This window comes from Atlantibacter sp. MEI4A-1023, assembly GCF_056155425.1.
Map to the genome: position 1 here is coordinate 2,561,384 of NZ_CM149568.1, position 16,392 is coordinate 2,577,775.

The following is a 16,392-nucleotide window of genomic DNA, read 5'->3' on the forward strand; positions in this document are numbered from 1 at the left end:
ATGATTCAGGTGAAGCGGCCTGCTTTACATTGGCTTAGCGTCAATTAATTTGTCTACCCACGCCATAGATAACGCTAAATCAAAGAATAGATTAGCGCGCGAATTAAAATTAACGACGTGCACTTTTATCTAAAAAAATAATATTGCTTTTACCTGTGAATAAGTGAAAATATTATTTTTAATAAATCAGCAAGATAAGATCCAAAGTTAATATTTGCGAAAATTTATTTCTAGACATTCCAAAACTCTTGAACTAAAAAATCTTTACATTCCCCTGACACAGCGCCGCCCAATATGAACGATAAATTCAGACGGATAACCCTGCTCTGCGTGGGTATGCTTTTCTGCACTTCAACGACTTCCGCCGCTGATTTTAGTGCCAGTTTTAAAAATACGGACATTCATGAATTTATTGATATCGCCGGAAAGAACCTGAATAAAACGATACTTGTCGACCCTTCGGTTCAGGGAACCATTTCAGTACGAACCTATGATCTATTGACCCAGGAACAATATTACCAGTTTTTCCTGAGCGTCCTGGACTTATATGGTTTTACGGCGATACCGATGGATAACGGCATGTTGAAAGTGGTTCGCTCATCGGTCGCCAAAACGTCGGGTGTCCCCATTGCTGATAGCCAGAATCCCGGTAAAGGTGATGAGATTATTACCCGCGTGGTGCAAATGGTGAACGTGCCGGTCAGGGATCTGGCGCCGCTGCTGCGTCAACTCAACGATGCGTCCGGCATCGGTAACGTGGTCAATTACGAACCGTCGAACGTCCTGCTCCTTACCGGGAAGGCATCCGTGATTAACCGGCTGGTGGATCTGGTTAAACGCGTGGATGCCTCGGGGGCACAGCAGCGAGAAACCATTTCCCTGCGCTACGGGACCGCAAAAGAAATTGCCGACATGCTCAACAATCTCACCAACGAAGAGCAAAAAGGCCAGAGCGCGCCACAGCTCGCCGCCAAAGTGGTGGCGGATAACCGTACCAATACCCTGATTGTCAGCGGCTCGCAGTCGGCACGCGAGCGCACCAAACGCCTGATATCCCAGCTCGATCGCTACGAAGTCAGTGAAGGGAAAACCCGCGTTTTCTATCTGAAATATGCTAACGCCACCAAAATCGCTAACGTGCTAAACGGCATCGGCGACAAAATCCAGGGCGACCAGGCCAAAGGCGGCGCGCCGGGTAAAGCCCCCGCCGGCCCCGGAGCCAGCGGCGGCGGCAACGATCTCAACATCACCGCCGACGATCAAAACAACGCGCTGGTGATCAGCGCACAGCCCGATGTCATGCAGTCTCTTGAACAGGTTATCGCCCGGCTCGATATTCGCCGCGCCCAGGTGCTGGTCGAAGCAATAATCGTTGAAGTGCAAAACGGCGAGGGAATGAATCTCGGGGTCCAATGGATGACCGATCACGGCATATCGCAGTTTACCGGCACCGGTATGGGGATTAACCGGGTGAAAATGGGTCTGGATCAGCGTGACATTGATGGCCGTCTGACCGCCACCAACCCATTAACCAGCGTACTGAACAGCTATAACGGGATTGCCACCGGTTTCTTTAACGGCGATTTCGGCGTGCTGCTCACCGCTATCGCATCTGACACCAAAAACGACATCTTGTCGACTCCCAGCGTTGTGACGCTGGATAACAAAGAAGCGTCTTTCAACGTCGGCCAGGATGTGCCGGTGCTTTCTGGCTCCCAGGCCAGTACCACCGGGGATAATGTGTTTAATACCGTGGAACGCAAAACTATCGGTACCAAACTGAAAGTTACGCCGCTGATTAATGATGACAACTCGGTCCAGCTCAAAATCGAACAGGAAGTCTCCAGCGTCGATGCGACATCCACCAATAGCGCCCTTGGCCCCACCTTCAATACCCGAACCATCAACAACGAAGTGCTGGTCCGCGATGGACAGACCGTGGTACTGGGCGGGCTGGTGGAAGATTTAACCGCCCAAACGGTACAAAAAGTTCCCCTGCTGGGTGATATCCCTCTGATTGGTCAGCTTTTTCGCTACACCAGTAATACCAAGGGCAAACGCAACCTGATGGTGTTTATCCGTCCAACCGTACTGCGCAACGATGTCGATTACCGCAACTCATCGCGTTCTAAATACAACTACTCCAGAGATGAGCAACTGAATCGTCAGGAAGAGAAAAAGTTCGGCATTCTGCCGCCCAACGATCCGAAAACGCTGCCGCTTTACCCGGAAGGGACAACGCCCGCCGTGGTACCGAGCTCAACCGTTGCCCCAACGACCCCGAAAGGTCGTAACCCGTTCCGTAATTAACCCCGGGAGCGATTTATGGACTCGACCAGTAAAGCTTTTTGCTCCTATGGCTATGCCCGGGAAAATGGCATTGTCATGGCTGATGAACAGATTTATATCCGCGAGCATACGCCCCTGAGCGCGCTGCTGGAAATGCAGCGCATGATACAGCGCCCGTTTGCGCCGGTGATCCTGACGCCAGAAGCCTTTGACGAGATCCTGGCGCGTATCTGGCAGCAAAGCACCGGCATGTCTCAGCAAATCATGGAGGACATGGATGCGGATATCGACCTGATGGCCCTGACCGAGGAGATCCCGGATAACGAAGATTTGCTGGAAAATGACGAAAATTCCCCGGTTATCCGCCTGATTAACGCCATTCTTGGCGAAGCGGTAAAAGAAAACGCGTCCGATATCCATATCGAAACCTTCGAGAAAACCCTCAGCATCCGCTTTCGCGTGGACGGCGTGCTGCAATCGATATTGCAGCCAGCGCGCAAGCTGGCTCCGCTGCTGGTGTCCCGTATTAAAGTGATGTCCAAACTGGATATCGCCGAAAAACGGCTTCCACAGGATGGCCGTATTTCCCTGCGCATCGGCAAACGCGCCATTGATGTGCGCGTCTCGACCATCCCGTCGCAGTACGGTGAACGCGTGGTTATGCGTCTGCTGGATAAATCCAAAATGCAAATGAACCTGACGCAGCTCGGGTTATCGGAAGAAGACCTGCACTATATGCAGGAATTTATCGCCAAACCCCACGGGATTATTCTGGTCACCGGCCCGACCGGTTCGGGGAAAAGTACCACGCTGTACGCGGTGCTCTCCTCTCTCGATCGTAACCAGCGCAACATCCTCACCGTTGAAGATCCGATTGAATATGAGCTGGAAGGCGTCGGCCAAACCCAGGTCAACCCGCGCGTGGATATGACCTTTGCCCGTGGCCTGCGCGCCATTCTGCGCCAGGACCCCGATGTGGTGATGGTTGGGGAGATCCGCGACAGCGAAACGGCGCAAATCGCGGTTCAGGCCTCGCTCACCGGCCACCTGGTGATGTCAACCCTGCACACCAACAGCGCCACTGGCGCGATTACCCGTCTGCGGGATATGGGGCTGGAGTCGTTTTTAATCGGCTCGTCGCTGCTCGGCGTCGTGGCCCAGCGCCTGGTACGGCGGCTGTGCCAACACTGTAAACAACCGGTGGAACTGACGCCACAGGAAGCCGAAATGTTCGATTTTATGCCCCACCCGCCGAAACAGGTTTGGGCAGCGAAAGGGTGCGAAAAGTGCCGTAACAATGGCTATGCGGGCCGCGCCGGTATCCACGAACTGTTGGTGATGGACGCCGAACTGCGGCGCGCCATTAACGACAACCAGGATGAGATGACCATGGAGCCGATCTTGCGCAAAAGCACCCGTAGCCTGCGCCAGAACGGCTTACTGAAAGTAGTGCAAGGGATCACCTCGCTGGATGAAGTGCTGCGCGTGACCACCACCGGCCAGGGAGACGACGAGTAATGGCCTGGTATGCCTGGCGAGCCATGACGCCAAACGGTAAATCTGAACGCGGCACAATGCAGGCCGACACGCCGCGTCAAGTGCGCCAGCATTTGCGCGAACAGGGGATGATGCCGGTCAGCATTGATGAAACCGACGCGCCGGGAGCCGGTAAGGCCGCGCGCGGGAAGAAGTTCTCCAGCAATTCGCTGGCGCTGTTTACCCGCCAGCTGGCGACGCTCACCAATGCCGCTTTGCCGCTGGAAAGCGCGTTACGAGTGATCGCCCGGCAGACGGAAGATAAAAAATTCGCCCAGGCGCTGGTAGCGGTGCACGAAAAAGTGGTTGAAGGGCATTCATTGTCGGAAGCGTTAGCGGAATATCCGCAAACTTTCGACAACCTATATCGCACCCTGGTGACCGCAGGTGAAAAAACCGGTCATCTCGGCAGCGTGCTGGATAAGCTCGCGGACTATAACGAAATCCGCCAGCAGATGAAGAGTAAATTAACGCAGGCGATGGTCTACCCGATTACGCTGACTATTGTTGCCATTACCGTTATCAGTATTTTGCTGGTTGCCGTTGTGCCGCAGGTTGTGGGTCAGTTTGTGCAAATGAAACAGGAACTGCCTTTTACCACCCGCACCTTAATTGTGGTGAGTGATTTTTTAACCGCTTACGGGCTGTATATTCTGGTAACGATTGTGGGAGCAATTATTGGTTTTCGGTTCTGGCTTAAAAAAGGCAATAACCGAATGCGCTATCACCGCTGGCAGGTGAAATCCTCCCCGTTACAGAAACTGGTGCGAGCGATTAACAGCGCCCGGTATATACGCACCCTGAGCATATTACAGGCCAGCGGCGTGCCGTTATTAGAAGCGATGATCATTTCCGTTGATGGCCTGGAGAATTTATTTGTCCGCGAACGGTTATTAGAGGCCGCCGATAAAGTCCGCCAGGGGGCAACGTTAAATTCTTCGTTAGAACAAACCCAGCTATTCCCGCCGATGATGCTGTATATGGTGGCGTCCGGCGAGGAGAGCGGCGAACTGGGCCCACTGATGGAGCGGGCCGCCGATAACCAGGACAAAGGATTGCAGCACCGCATCACCCTGACGCTGGCGATCTTCGAACCGGTGCTGGTGATTACTATGGCAAGTGTCGTGTTATTTATCGTGATGTCGATTCTGCAACCGATATTGCAACTTAACAATATGGTGGGATGAGAAACGCTATGAAAACATCAATGAACGCCGCTCGGGAATTACGTCATCAACGTGGCTTCACCCTGCTGGAAATAATGGTCGTTATCGTTATCCTGGGCATTCTGGCCAGTATGGTGGTGCCCAATTTAATGAGCAACAAAGAGCGCGCTGATAAACAAAAAGCGGTCAGCGATATTATCGCCTTAGAAAACGCACTCGATATGTACAAGCTGGATAATCACCGTTACCCGACGACTGAACAGGGATTAAATGCCTTAGTCACCAAACCGGAATTAACCCCGGTGCCGGATAACTATCGCTCGGATGGCTATATCAAACGTCTGCCGCAAGACCCCTGGGGTAATGATTATTTAATTGTCAGCCCCGGCGAACATGGTCCGATCGATATCTTTTCTTCCGGCCCGGATGCCGAACCGAATACCCCGGATGATGTGACTAACTGGACCCTGGATAAAAAACCGGGCGATGGGCAGGAACAAAAATGATCGCCACGCGACAACGGGGATTCACCTTATTAGAGGTGATGCTGGCCGTCATGATCTTCGCCAGCAGCGCGCTGCTGGTTGTGATGACCATCCCGGATCGCAGCGGGCCTGGCGTGTTCGGGCAGCAATTTAAAACGCTGCTGGAATACGCATCATCACGGGCCGTGATGGAAGGCAACATCATCGGGATGGTGATGACTGACCGGGAGTTTCTGCTGGTTGAGCTTAATCACAACGATGTGCCGACGGACCAAGCCGCCGCCTGGCGTCCGCTGGATGCAGGACGCGTCACTACCCGGGGGGTGTTCCCGGACAATGTGCGGATTGCGCTGGTGCCGCAGCGCCTTGCGGAATCTCTGGCATCGCCGCCGCAGATCCTGTTTTTACCGGATGGCGAGGCCAGCGCCTTTACGCTGTCGCTCAGCGCTATCGGGGAGCAGCAAGGTTTTGATGTTGTGTCAAAGGGCGCAATGCCGATCACCCTGGTCAATAAGGAATAACTATGGCGCACCGTGAATCTGGAATGACCTTGCTGGAAGTCATGGTTGCGCTGGCTATTTTTTCCACCGCCGCACTGGCGCTGATGAACACCATCAGCGTGAGCACCAATTATACCGGGCGGCTTGGCGATGTATTACGGGCGAGTTGGGTAGCGGAAAATATCATCGCCGAGGCACATCTGTCCTCGAATAAATTCACCCAGGAGCCGCAGCAAGGCACGGTCACTATGGGCGGACAAGCGTGGCGCTGGCAGGCGCAAATGGTGAAAGACGAAGCCGGTAAACCCACGAATCAGGTCTCGGTTTACCCGCCGGAAGAGAACACAAGTGCGCTGGTGACGTTATCGGATGCATCCGTCTGGAGCAGCGATGAATAGCAGGGTTCGCCGCCAACAGGGCTTCACATTGTTGGAAGTCATGATTGCCCTGATGGTCTTTGCGATGATCAGCATGATGGCCTGGCAAATTATCCACGGGGCCATGGAAAACGCCGCGTTTACCGATAAGCAAACGGCGAACCTGAGCCAGTTGCAACTGACCTACAGCCGGCTTGAGCGCGACATGACGCAAATGGTGCCTCGCCCGGTTCATGGCGACGAGAGCGCGTTTCATCATCAGCAGCAGGCGATTGTGTTTACTACCCAGGACAACCTGGCCGCATTTGGACGCCCCACAGAGCCGGACATTTTACGCGTTAACTGGCTGCTGGATAAGAACACGCTGTGGCGGGAATTCTCCCCTGCCCTTGATATGGCCTCGGCTACTCAGGGCACGCGGGTGCCGGTGCTGGAGCATGTGAAAGCCGTGCAATGGCGCTTCTTCCAGGACGGATGGCGGCCCAACTGGGAAAGCAAAACCGACATCCCGCAGGGCGTTGAGCTGACCCTGACGATGGAAAATGACGAGCAGTGGCGCTGGGTGTTTGTCGCCACCGACGGATGGCCGCCGTTGACCGCCAACGCAGGCAGCCAGGACGCCACGGCGAACCCGGAACAGCCAAACGCAGAACCCGATACGCAAGACGGCACTGCCGCACCCGCTGACAACAAGGCACAAGCCCCGTCAGGCGCAGCAGGACAAACACCCGCACAACCACAAGGAGGCACGCAATGAGCAAAACTCGTGAACAACGTCAGCGCGGCGTGGCGTTGCTGGTGGTGCTGATCCTGTTGGTGCTGATGTCGGTGATGGCCGCGCGGATAAGCCAGCAATTTACCGGCAATTTACAACGTATTCAGTACCAGATTAGCCAGCAGAAGCTGCGCTGGGCCATTCTCAGCGCCGATAGCCAGATTCGTCGCGCGCTGGAGAAAGATATGGCGGACCCGCAGAAAGCCGGTGCCTTCAAGCAGCTCTGGGACGAACCGCTGGAAACCGACGTTGACGGCGCGGTGGTGAAGAGCGAAGTGGTTGACGGGCAAAATTGTTTCAACGTCAATTCCCTGCTTCCTTCGCCACAGAGTGCTGCGGCAACCCCGACCGCCACAGCCAACGCCACGCCGGACAGCGCCGACCCTAATGCCGGTTTGTCTGAGGATGACCAACGCAAAAAAGTGGTGGAGTATCTGCTCAACAGCACCGGGATTAACCCGATGACCGCCGAGACGCTCTACAAACAGCTCAGCGATTATTTGGGTATTGAAAATAGCGATCCCAATGCGGTCTCCACCGATTTTACCCAGGCCTATGCCTCACAAAAGCCGCCGCGCGTCCCGGCGCACCAGATGATGTACTCCATCAGCGAGATAAAACTGTTGCCCGATTTCCCTGTGGGTTATTACCCGCGCGTGGCAAAGCTGTTCTGCGCCCTGCCGACCACCCAAACCGCGGTAAACGTGAATACCCTCGGGCGCGACCAGGCCCCGCTGCTCTCTGCCCTGTTCTTCGGCAATCTGACGCCGGAAGACGTGATGCGCCTTATCGATCAGCGCCCGGAAACCGGTTGGGAAACCGTGGACAGCTTTAAAGAACAGCTCGAAAAACAGTTTCCGGTGAAAAGCCAGTCGGTGAATTTGGGCACGTATATCACCACCACCAGCCATTTTTTTACCGTATACCACATCGGTAAAACGGACTCGTTAACGCTGCGTAGCGCTGACGGCCTGTATATCAACGCAGAGGCGGGCAATCAGATGCTGTGGTCCCGCCGTTATCGCCTTGTCGATTAAAAGGAATGCGCCAATGAAAGAAGCATTACTCATCAGGCCAGGCTCGAAACCCGACGATATTGTCTGGTGGTGCGTTCCCGGTTCGCCGGACGAACCGGCGCAACTGCATGGCTGGGCGCAGTTAAGCGCGTTGTCACAACACCCGCTCGCCAAATCGGTATGCCTGCTGATCCCCGCCAGCGAAGCGATCTTCCGTGAGTTTACGCTGGTAAAAAAAGGGCCGTTCAGCCAGACGCCGCAGTTCAGTTGGCTGGCTGAAGAGACGTTGATGGGCGATGTGGAAGATCTGCACTGGACCCCGGTGCGCAAAATGGGCAATCAGGTGGTGGCGGTGGCCGTTAACGCCACGCAACTCCAGCGCTGGATCGATGCCTGTCGCGATGCGGGTTTAGAGGTCATCAAGGCCGTGCCGGACGCGCTGTTGCTGCCGCTGAATAATGACGGGGTAACCTTTGTGGCCCTGGAAGATGAATGGTGGATCCGGCAAAGCGAAACGCAGGCAACGGTGATTGGCGCGCCGTTGTTACCCGTCGTGTTTGAGCGCCTGGGTGAAGGCAATCACCAGTGCTACGGCGAAATGCCCGCTAATTTCAGCACGGCGGTGGAAGCGAATCCCTGGCAGCATCCGCTGCTGTTGATCCAACCGGAACTGCGCGCGAAGAAATTGAATATGCTGCACGGTCCGTTCGGCCAGCAGGCAGATTTAAAAGACGAAATACGCCGCTGGCGCAAACCGCTGATCGGCACCGTGGTGCTGGCGCTGCTGCTCAGTTTGCTGCCGCAACTCGCCAATTTATGGCAGATCAAAACCCGCCAGAACGAAGCGGAGCAATCGGTGCAGGCGACATTTGCCGACTATTTTCCGCGTGCGAACTTCACCACCAATTTGAAGTACCACTTTACCCAGCAGCTTAAAAACCCGCCGCGCGATTTCTTTTTCGACATCGCCCAGTTGGATCGCGCAAAGAGCGCATTTACCGACATTCAGATGGGCGTCATTCGCTACGAGAACGCCCAACGGATTTTCACCGTTGATGTCACCGCCCCCAGCAAAGCGCGTGTTGAGGCGTTTGTGAACCAGGCCAAACCCACCTTCATCTTTGAAATTGAGGGCGGCAAAGACAACGCGGCGGATAAAACCTTCTCAGCGGTTCTGAAAAGTCAGGCAGGTAAAAAATGAAACTGAAACTCAGCGCCTGGTTTAACGCCCGTAACGGACGAGAAAAAACGATGGTGATGCTGATGTTTTTCGCCTTCATCTGGGTCGTGATTTTTTACGGCATCTGGCAACCGCTGCAAGGCGCGATTGATGAAGGGAAAGCGGCGATCGATCGCGCCAACAGCACCCACACCTGGATGCAGCAGCAGGTGGTGGAAAACGATTTACGCGTGCAGCGCCTGCGTGTCGCCAACCCGCAACAGGCCATCACCGACAGTCTGAAGCAGAGCAACATCCCGCACACGCCGCCTGCGGTGCAGGGGCAAAAAGCGACGGTAACCCTGGAGTCCGTGTCGTTTGCCACGTTTTATCAGTGGTACGTCGTGCTCAACCGCACCTCGGGCGTCCAGTTAGACACCGTGCAAATGACGCCGCTGGGTAAAGATGACAGCGCGTTGAAAATTGAATTGACGCTGTTTTGGGGGAAAGCGCCATGAATACGCCCCAACACCTTTTTATGATGATGCGCGAAGAGTACACCCTGCTGTTTTTTGCCCAATGCATGTTAGTGGGCGCAATCATCGGCAGCTTTCTGGGCATGGTGATTTCCCGGGGGCCGGGGCTGGCGCAAAGTGAAACCGGCGTTATTTATCAATTGTCGTTTCCGGCCTCTCACTGTCATCACTGCCAACATGCATTGCACTGGTGGGAAAATATTCCCGTGGTGAGTTGGTTTTTATTACGCGGACGCTGCCATTCCTGTGGTGAACCTATTCCCCACTGGATCCCTGGCGTGGAAATAATAAGCGCCCTACTGTTCGCGGTCATTGCTTTACTGTTTCACCGGCCGCTGGATATTTTCGCGGGCTGGTTACTGGTGAGTTTTCTTATCATATTAAGCGTGATGGACTGGAAATATTTTTTATTACCCGACATGTTCACCCTGCCGCTTTTATGGATGGGATTGTTATTTAATACCGCCACCGGTTCTGTGGCGCTGAGCGATGCGATTATCGGCGCAGCCGCAGGGTATCTTTCTTTATGGACGATATATTGGATCTTCCGTTTACTGATGAAAAAGGAGGCGCTTGGCTACGGCGATTTTAAGCTGCTGGCTGCCCTCGGGGGCTGGCTTGGCTGGCAGGCGATCCCCTATATCTGCATCATCGCCAGTTGTACCGGGTTGCTGTTCGCCGCCGGTGGCAAACGGGGTGACACCCCGTCTCTTTTTCCCTTCGGGAGCTATTTAAGTTTTGCCGGATTATGGGTTTTTATTTTCTACCACTACACCGGTTGAATCATGCGTTAATTTTTTAAGTCTTTTTTCAACGGAACTACAGCAGGCAAATTAAGTATTCGCATCCGGCAGTACTTTTATTTGCAAAACCCTCACTTATTACTTACAGGAGAGCGCGGTCACAATAATATTCTCACTCAGTTTAATGGTGTGCTCATGCTTTCTCTGTTAATCGCAGATAAAGGCAGGCAAGTGACTTATCTGAATATGGGGCTCACGAATGAAACGAATGAAACGTAAATTGCTGGCAATTGCGATTGCCTCGATTACTTTACCCGCCTGGGCAGCTTTACCGGCTAAGCCCACGCTGGGATACGGTAATGACAAATATGCGCTGGTACAGGTAGACGATTCCGCCACCGCCTATAACCAACTGGTCAAGATTAATAACTCGGTCAACGTTGTCGTTGAATGGAACGTCTGGAGCGGTGATACCGGCACCAGTGCCAAGGTGTTGATGAACGGCAAAACCATGTGGACAGGTTCAGCGGGAGCCAGCGGTAAAGCCACGTTCGCGGTGAATAAAGGGGGGCGGTATCAGACTCAGGTCGAACTGTGTAACGCCAGCGGCTGTACCAAAAGCGACAACAAACTCATTGTGGTTGCCGATACCGACGGCAGCCACCTGACGCCGCTTGCGCCAGCGATGCAGGAGAACAACAAGACGTTTAGCCAGCATCCCGATAAGGTCGTGGGTGCCTATTTCGCTGAATGGGGCGTTTACGGCCGCCAGTATCCTGTGAGCAAAATACCCGCCGCTAACCTTAACCACATTCTGTATGGCTTTGTCGCGATTTGCGGCGGTGACGGGATCAACGACAGTATCAAAACCATCGGCACCAGCTTCCAGGCGCTTCAGAAATCTTGTGAAGGCCGCCAGGATTTTCAGGTGACCCTGCATGACCCCTATGCCGCCGTTCAGATGGCTGAGCCCGGCTTAGACACCTGGGATGACCCCTACAAAGGCAACTTTAAAAAGCTGATGCAGCTTAAACTCGCCAACCCCAATCTGAAGGTGCTGCCTTCGATCGGCGGTTGGACCCTCTCCGACCCGTTCTTTTTTATGAACGATAAAACCAAGCGCGACCGGTTCGTCGCCTCCGTTAAAGAATTCCTGAAAACCTGGAAATTTTTTGACGGTGTAGATATTGACTGGGAGTTCCCGGGCGGCGGCGGTGAAAATGCCAACCTGGGCGGGCCGCAGGACCGGGATACCTATACCGCGCTGATGCGGGAACTGCGCGCCATGTTGAACGGGCTATCGGCGGAGACGGGTAAAACCTATAAGCTCACCTCGGCGATTGGCGTCGGCAACGATAAAATCGCTAACGTTGATTATCGCACTGCCAGCCAGTATCTCGATAACATCTTTATGATGAGTTACGACTTCTACGGCGCCTGGAGCATGACCGATCGCGGCCACCAGACCGCAATCTATGCCCCAACCTGGAAGCCGGATACCCAATACACCGCAGATAACGGTCTGAAACTGCTGCTTGAACAAGGTGTGGATCCGAAAAAACTGGTGCTGGGCGTGGCGATGTATGGCCGCGGCTGGACCGGCGTAAACGGCTATACCAATAACAACCCGTTCACCGGCGGTACCGCGACTGGCGCGGTGAAAGGAACCTGGGAGGAAGGGGTCGTCGACTACCGTCAAATCGCGAACGAGTACCGCAACGGCTCTGGCTGGGAGTACAACTACGACATCACCGCCGAAGCGCCGTACCTGTTTAACAAAACCACCGGCGATCTGATCACTTACGATGACGTTCGTTCAACCACGGCGAAGGGCAAATACGTGCTGGACAAAGGGCTGGCGGGGCTGTTCGCCTGGGAAATCGACGCGGATAACGGCGATATCCTTAACGCCATGAACGAAAGCCTGATGGGTGGCGGCAGCAGCGGCGGTGGCGGCACGCCAACACCGACGCCAACCAACCAACCGCCGGTAGCTGTAGCGGTTGACCAGCAGGTCACCGGCCCAGCTCAGGTTACGCTCGATGGTTCCGGCTCTCACGATCCGGAAGGCAGCGCGCTGACCTATGCCTGGAGCCAGACCTCTGGCACCACCGTGACGCTGAACAATAAAAACACGGCGAAAGCCACCTTCAACGCGCCGGCGACCACCACCGACAAAACCTATGGCTTCCAGCTTAAGGTCACCGATAGCGGCGGGCTGAGCAGCACGGCGGCTATTCAGGTGGTGGATAAAGCCCCTGCCCCGAACCATGCACCGACCGTGAATCCGTTTGAAGCCATCACGCTGCAAGCGGGTCAGGAGTTGAATCTGCATGCACAGGCGCAGGATCAGGACAACGATCCGCTGACCTACCAGTGGAACGTGCCGGGTGAGTTCTCAGCGGAAGGCAACACTACGCCAAACCTGACGATTACCGCACCAAATGTGACTGCAAGCCAGTCGTTTAGCATTTCGGTTAGCGTCAGTGACGGTAAAACCAGTACCCAACAGTCGGTCAGCGTGACCGTGACGCCGCGTGAAAGCGACGAACCGTTACCGTCACCGGATCCAACTCCTGGCCCGGCACCGGAACCGACTCCGGAACCGGAACCGACCCCGGATGATGGCACCAGCGGCGGCGGCAGCGCAGGCGGCAGTTGCGCAACGCCAACCGACCCGAACGCCAGCAAGTACCCGGCCTGGTCGGCCAGCAAGGTGTACAACGGCGGCGAAACCGTCAGCTACCAAAACCTCGTCTGGAAAGCGAAATACTGGACGCAAAATAACGCGCCAGGGTTTGACGCCGATCAGTGGCAGTTGGTGAGCCAGGTGAAAATGTCCTGGAGACCAGACGTCGTCTATAACGGCGGCGACACCACCGATTACGCAGGCTTCCAGTGGAAAGCCAAATGGTGGACCAAAGGTGATGAGCCTGGTAAAGCCGATGTGTGGGTGAAAGGAGGTGCCTCTGACTGTAAATAACCAGACACGAGGGCGTGTTGCGCCACGACACGCACGCCTGAATGTTGGCAATGCCGCCGCGACGTAGCCTGCGTGTCGGCAGAGGTGATTGACGAGTCAGAGCACGGGCGGCGCAGTGGCGGTTTCACTGCGTCGCTCGCCCATCCGTCAGTACCTTGCGTCAGGCATGTGCTCATCCACGGAGTAAAACTACTAAGGTCATCCTATGAAAAGAAAAGCTCTAGCCACCGCCATCAGCGTAGTTTGTCTTTGCAGTATGGCCACGCCTGCCTTTGCCCTTGAAGCATGGAGCGGGCAGGAAGGCGGCGACACTTATCAGGTGATTTTTGCCGGTAATGTCTATAGCAACGAATGGTGGGTGGGTGCCAGCAACTGCCCCACCTCTGACGATCCCAGCAACCCCTGGCGACAACAGCGAGCCGCTACCGCGCAGGAAATGAGCCAGTACGGCAACCCCTCTAACTGTGATATTTCCAACGGCGCGCCAGCAGCCAGGCTCCCCGAGTTCAACAGCGCGCAAAGTTATGCCAAAGATGACAAAGTCGCCGTGGGCGGCGTGAGTTATAAAGCGCTGACCAACATCGGCGCGTCGACGTTTGCCCCGGGCCAGCCAAATCCGTGGATGGCCTATGTTCCGGTTCCGCAATGGGAACCGAACAAAGTCTATGACGGCGGAGATATTGTGTTAATTAACGGGCAGGGTTATAAGTCCCTGTTCTACAATATCGGCGTCGATCCTTCTAAAGAAGAGCATCAGAACCCGACCGGCGATAACGCCCAGCCATGGCAGCCGCTCGGCACCATCAAAGTCTGGACCGATCAGGAAGTGGCGAACGCCCAGGATATGAACCTCCAGACCCTCTACCCTGCCGGTTCGCTGGTGAAATACCAGGGGCAACCTTACGTTTCTCTGGCTAACGTTCAGCAAGTACGGCCAAGCGATCCATCCCCCTGGGGCATCTATATTGACTGGGCGGGAACCAAAGAGCGCGTAGGTACGCCGAAATATGAATGGCCTGCCCATGTGTATGCGCCTTATGTCGACTTTACGCTCAACACCATCCCGGACCTTGCCTCGCTGGCGTTGAGCAAGAAGATCACCCACTACACCATGGCGTTTATCGTCGCCAAAGATGCGAACACCTGTTTGCCGACCTGGGGTACGGCTTACAACATCAATGACTATACCCAGTACAGTAAAATCAAGGCGCTACGTGAGGCGGGCGGCGATATTCAGGTGTCTATCGGCGGTGCCAACAACTCACCGCTGGCCGCTGCCTGTAAGAACGTCAACGATCTCCAGACCCACTACTACGATATTGTCGATAACCTGAACCTGAAAGTGCTCGACTTTGATATTGAAGGGAACTGGGTTGCCGATCATGAATCTATCCAGCGCCGTAATGAAGCGCTGAAAATCGTTCAGGAACGCTGGAAAAAAGAGGGACGTAAAGTGGGGCTGCTGTTTACCCTGCCGATCCTGCCCACCGGGTTAACCCCGGAAGGCATCTACGTGCTGGAAGACGCCAAAGCCAAAGGCGTTGAGCTCACCGGCATTAACGTGATGACCATGGATTACGGCAATTCGGTTTGCCAGTCGTCCGGTAAAGAGGGCCAGAATATTCACGGTAAATGCGCGACGTCCGCCGTAGATAACCTGTTCCAGCAGGTCAAAAAAATCTGGCCTGAGAAGAGTGACAGTGAAGTGAACGGTATGTTGGGCACCACGCCGATGATTGGCTATAACGACGTGCAGGGCGAAACCTTTTATCTCTCCGATGCCCGTATGGTGATGCAGCAGGCGCAGGATCGCAAAATAGGTATGATCGGCATCTGGTCAATGGCGCGCGACCAGCCGGGCCAGCAGGGCTATGTCGGCCCGGAGAACAGCGGTCTCCCTACCGAGCAGGCACCTTTATATGCGTTTAGCGACGTCTTTTCCCCCTTCACGGTGGAGAGCGGTGCCAATACCGGTGGCGGCGGAAGCAGCGGTGGCGGTAGCCAGCCGACGCCAACGCCAACACCTGAACCGACGCCGTCGAATACGCCACCGGTCGCCAATGCGGGCGTCAGCCAGACTGTTCAGGGTGCGCAAACCGTTACCCTTGATGGCTCCGGCTCCACCGACGCTGACGGCAACGCGTTGACCTACCAGTGGACGCAAACCGCTGGCCCAAGCGTCACACTCGCCAATGGTAATCAGGCGCGCGCGACGTTTACCCTTCCCTCCGCCTCCCGCGCAACCTATACCTTCCGTCTGACGGTGAGTGATGGTCAAAGCAGTGCTTACGCCGACACCACGGTTACGGTGCTGGAAGCCGCGCAGCCGGTGAAACCGACCATTACCCTTGCGCCGACCTTCCAGACACAAAGCGGTAGCCCGGTTGTGATCACCGCGACCGCCACCGATCCTGACAGCACCAGTGCGCAGTTGAACTGGAGCTGGACGCTTCCGTCAGGCATCGGCCAGGTCACGGGCCAGACCACCAACACCCTGACTATCACGGCTCCGTCGGTCACGGCTATCCAGTCGTATCCGTTGACGGTACGGGTGACTGACCAGAGCGGGCTTAGCGACACGGCGGCCACCGTGCTTCAGGTCAGCCCGGTGGCCGCACCTTCCGGTGGTGACTTCCAGTACGTCTATCCGCAGAACATCAGCCAGTACAAAGGCGGTACCCGCGTAAAAGCCAAAGATGGTGGCATTTACGAGTGTAAACCGTTCCCTTATGCAGGATGGTGTAAAGGCGCAGCCTGGGCTTATGCCCCGGGTGAAGGTCTGAACTGGAAAGACGCCTGGATCAAACGTTAATTTGTCACGCCATAA

Annotated in this window: 13 protein-coding genes; all 13 read left to right on the top strand. The window is 55.2% G+C overall.

The genetic code is table 11. The features are described from left to right. The first annotated feature begins 336 nt into the window (after positions 1 to 336). Positions 337 to 2,310: a type II secretion system secretin GspD gene (gene gspD / locus ACVV26_RS12310; protein WP_474801833.1), complete on the top strand. Its 1,974-nt coding sequence runs from the start codon at positions 337 to 339 to the stop codon at positions 2,308 to 2,310. A 15-nt stretch (positions 2,311 to 2,325) separates the two neighbouring features. Further along, positions 2,326 to 3,807, top strand: coding sequence for a type II secretion system ATPase GspE (gspE, locus tag ACVV26_RS12315; protein ID WP_474797292.1), 1,482 nt, complete (start codon positions 2,326 to 2,328; stop codon positions 3,805 to 3,807). Next, a complete protein-coding gene (gspF, locus tag ACVV26_RS12320; RefSeq protein WP_474797294.1) occupies positions 3,807 to 5,012 on the top strand; it encodes a type II secretion system inner membrane protein GspF in 1,206 nt (401 codons plus the stop codon). The genes gspE and gspF overlap by 1 nt, the downstream gene beginning before the upstream one ends. A gap of 8 nt (positions 5,013 to 5,020) precedes the next feature. Beyond that, positions 5,021 to 5,497: a type II secretion system major pseudopilin GspG gene (gene gspG / locus ACVV26_RS12325; RefSeq protein ID WP_474797296.1), complete on the top strand. Its 477-nt coding sequence runs from the start codon at positions 5,021 to 5,023 to the stop codon at positions 5,495 to 5,497. Further along, positions 5,494 to 5,997, top strand: coding sequence for a GspH/FimT family pseudopilin (locus tag ACVV26_RS12330; protein WP_474797298.1), 504 nt, complete (start codon positions 5,494 to 5,496; stop codon positions 5,995 to 5,997). Before gspG ends, ACVV26_RS12330 begins: the two co-directional genes overlap by 4 nt. 2 nt (positions 5,998 to 5,999) lie before the next feature. Beyond that, complete coding sequence (gspI, locus tag ACVV26_RS12335; protein ID WP_474797300.1) at positions 6,000 to 6,374, top strand: type II secretion system minor pseudopilin GspI; 375 nt, start codon at positions 6,000 to 6,002, stop codon at positions 6,372 to 6,374. Continuing rightward, positions 6,367 to 7,110, top strand: coding sequence for a type II secretion system minor pseudopilin GspJ (gene gspJ, locus ACVV26_RS12340; protein WP_474797302.1), 744 nt, complete (start codon positions 6,367 to 6,369; stop codon positions 7,108 to 7,110). Before gspI ends, gspJ begins: the two co-directional genes overlap by 8 nt. Further along, entirely contained in the window at positions 7,107 to 8,165 is a 1,059-nt protein-coding gene (gspK, locus tag ACVV26_RS12345) for a type II secretion system minor pseudopilin GspK (protein ID WP_474797304.1), read from the top strand. Before gspJ ends, gspK begins: the two co-directional genes overlap by 4 nt. A gap of 13 nt (positions 8,166 to 8,178) precedes the next feature. Further along, a complete protein-coding gene (gspL, locus tag ACVV26_RS12350) occupies positions 8,179 to 9,345 on the top strand; it encodes a type II secretion system protein GspL (RefSeq protein ID WP_474797306.1) in 1,167 nt (388 codons plus the stop codon). Next, a complete protein-coding gene (locus ACVV26_RS12355) occupies positions 9,342 to 9,821 on the top strand; it encodes a type II secretion system protein M (protein ID WP_474797308.1) in 480 nt (159 codons plus the stop codon). The genes gspL and ACVV26_RS12355 overlap by 4 nt, the downstream gene beginning before the upstream one ends. Further along, on the top strand, positions 9,818 to 10,621 hold the full coding sequence (locus ACVV26_RS12360) for a prepilin peptidase (protein ID WP_474797310.1): 804 nt from the start codon (positions 9,818 to 9,820) through the stop codon (positions 10,619 to 10,621). The genes ACVV26_RS12355 and ACVV26_RS12360 overlap by 4 nt, the downstream gene beginning before the upstream one ends. Positions 10,622 to 10,841: 220 nt before the next feature. After that, the gene (locus ACVV26_RS12365; protein ID WP_474797312.1) at positions 10,842 to 13,565 is read left to right on the top strand and encodes a glycosyl hydrolase family 18 protein; all 2,724 of its coding nucleotides are present in this window, start codon (positions 10,842 to 10,844) and stop codon (positions 13,563 to 13,565) included. Positions 13,566 to 13,770: 205 nt separating this feature from the next. Continuing rightward, positions 13,771 to 16,377 (top strand): chitinase, encoded by a 2,607-nt coding sequence (locus ACVV26_RS12370; RefSeq protein WP_474797314.1) that lies wholly within the window; start codon positions 13,771 to 13,773, stop codon positions 16,375 to 16,377. Positions 16,378 to 16,392 lie beyond the last annotated feature (15 nt).

What these genes read in the sequence shown, in the direction of transcription:
- gspD (WP_474801833.1), top strand. Translation starts at nt 337, where the DNA reads ATGCTTTTCTGCACTTCAACGACTTCCGCCGCTGATTTTAGTGCCAGT.
- gspE (WP_474797292.1), top strand. Translation starts at nt 2,326, where the DNA reads ATGGACTCGACCAGTAAAGCTTTTTGCTCCTATGGCTATGCCCGGGAA.
- gspF (WP_474797294.1), top strand. Translation starts at nt 3,807, where the DNA reads ATGGCCTGGTATGCCTGGCGAGCCATGACGCCAAACGGTAAATCTGAA.
- gspG (WP_474797296.1), top strand. Translation starts at nt 5,021, where the DNA reads ATGAAAACATCAATGAACGCCGCTCGGGAATTACGTCATCAACGTGGC.
- ACVV26_RS12330 (WP_474797298.1), top strand. Translation starts at nt 5,494, where the DNA reads ATGATCGCCACGCGACAACGGGGATTCACCTTATTAGAGGTGATGCTG.
- gspI (WP_474797300.1), top strand. Translation starts at nt 6,000, where the DNA reads ATGGCGCACCGTGAATCTGGAATGACCTTGCTGGAAGTCATGGTTGCG.
- gspJ (WP_474797302.1), top strand. Translation starts at nt 6,367, where the DNA reads ATGAATAGCAGGGTTCGCCGCCAACAGGGCTTCACATTGTTGGAAGTC.
- gspK (WP_474797304.1), top strand. Translation starts at nt 7,107, where the DNA reads ATGAGCAAAACTCGTGAACAACGTCAGCGCGGCGTGGCGTTGCTGGTG.
- gspL (WP_474797306.1), top strand. Translation starts at nt 8,179, where the DNA reads ATGAAAGAAGCATTACTCATCAGGCCAGGCTCGAAACCCGACGATATT.
- ACVV26_RS12355 (WP_474797308.1), top strand. Translation starts at nt 9,342, where the DNA reads ATGAAACTGAAACTCAGCGCCTGGTTTAACGCCCGTAACGGACGAGAA.
- ACVV26_RS12360 (WP_474797310.1), top strand. Translation starts at nt 9,818, where the DNA reads ATGAATACGCCCCAACACCTTTTTATGATGATGCGCGAAGAGTACACC.
- ACVV26_RS12365 (WP_474797312.1), top strand. Translation starts at nt 10,842, where the DNA reads ATGAAACGAATGAAACGTAAATTGCTGGCAATTGCGATTGCCTCGATT.
- ACVV26_RS12370 (WP_474797314.1), top strand. Translation starts at nt 13,771, where the DNA reads ATGAAAAGAAAAGCTCTAGCCACCGCCATCAGCGTAGTTTGTCTTTGC.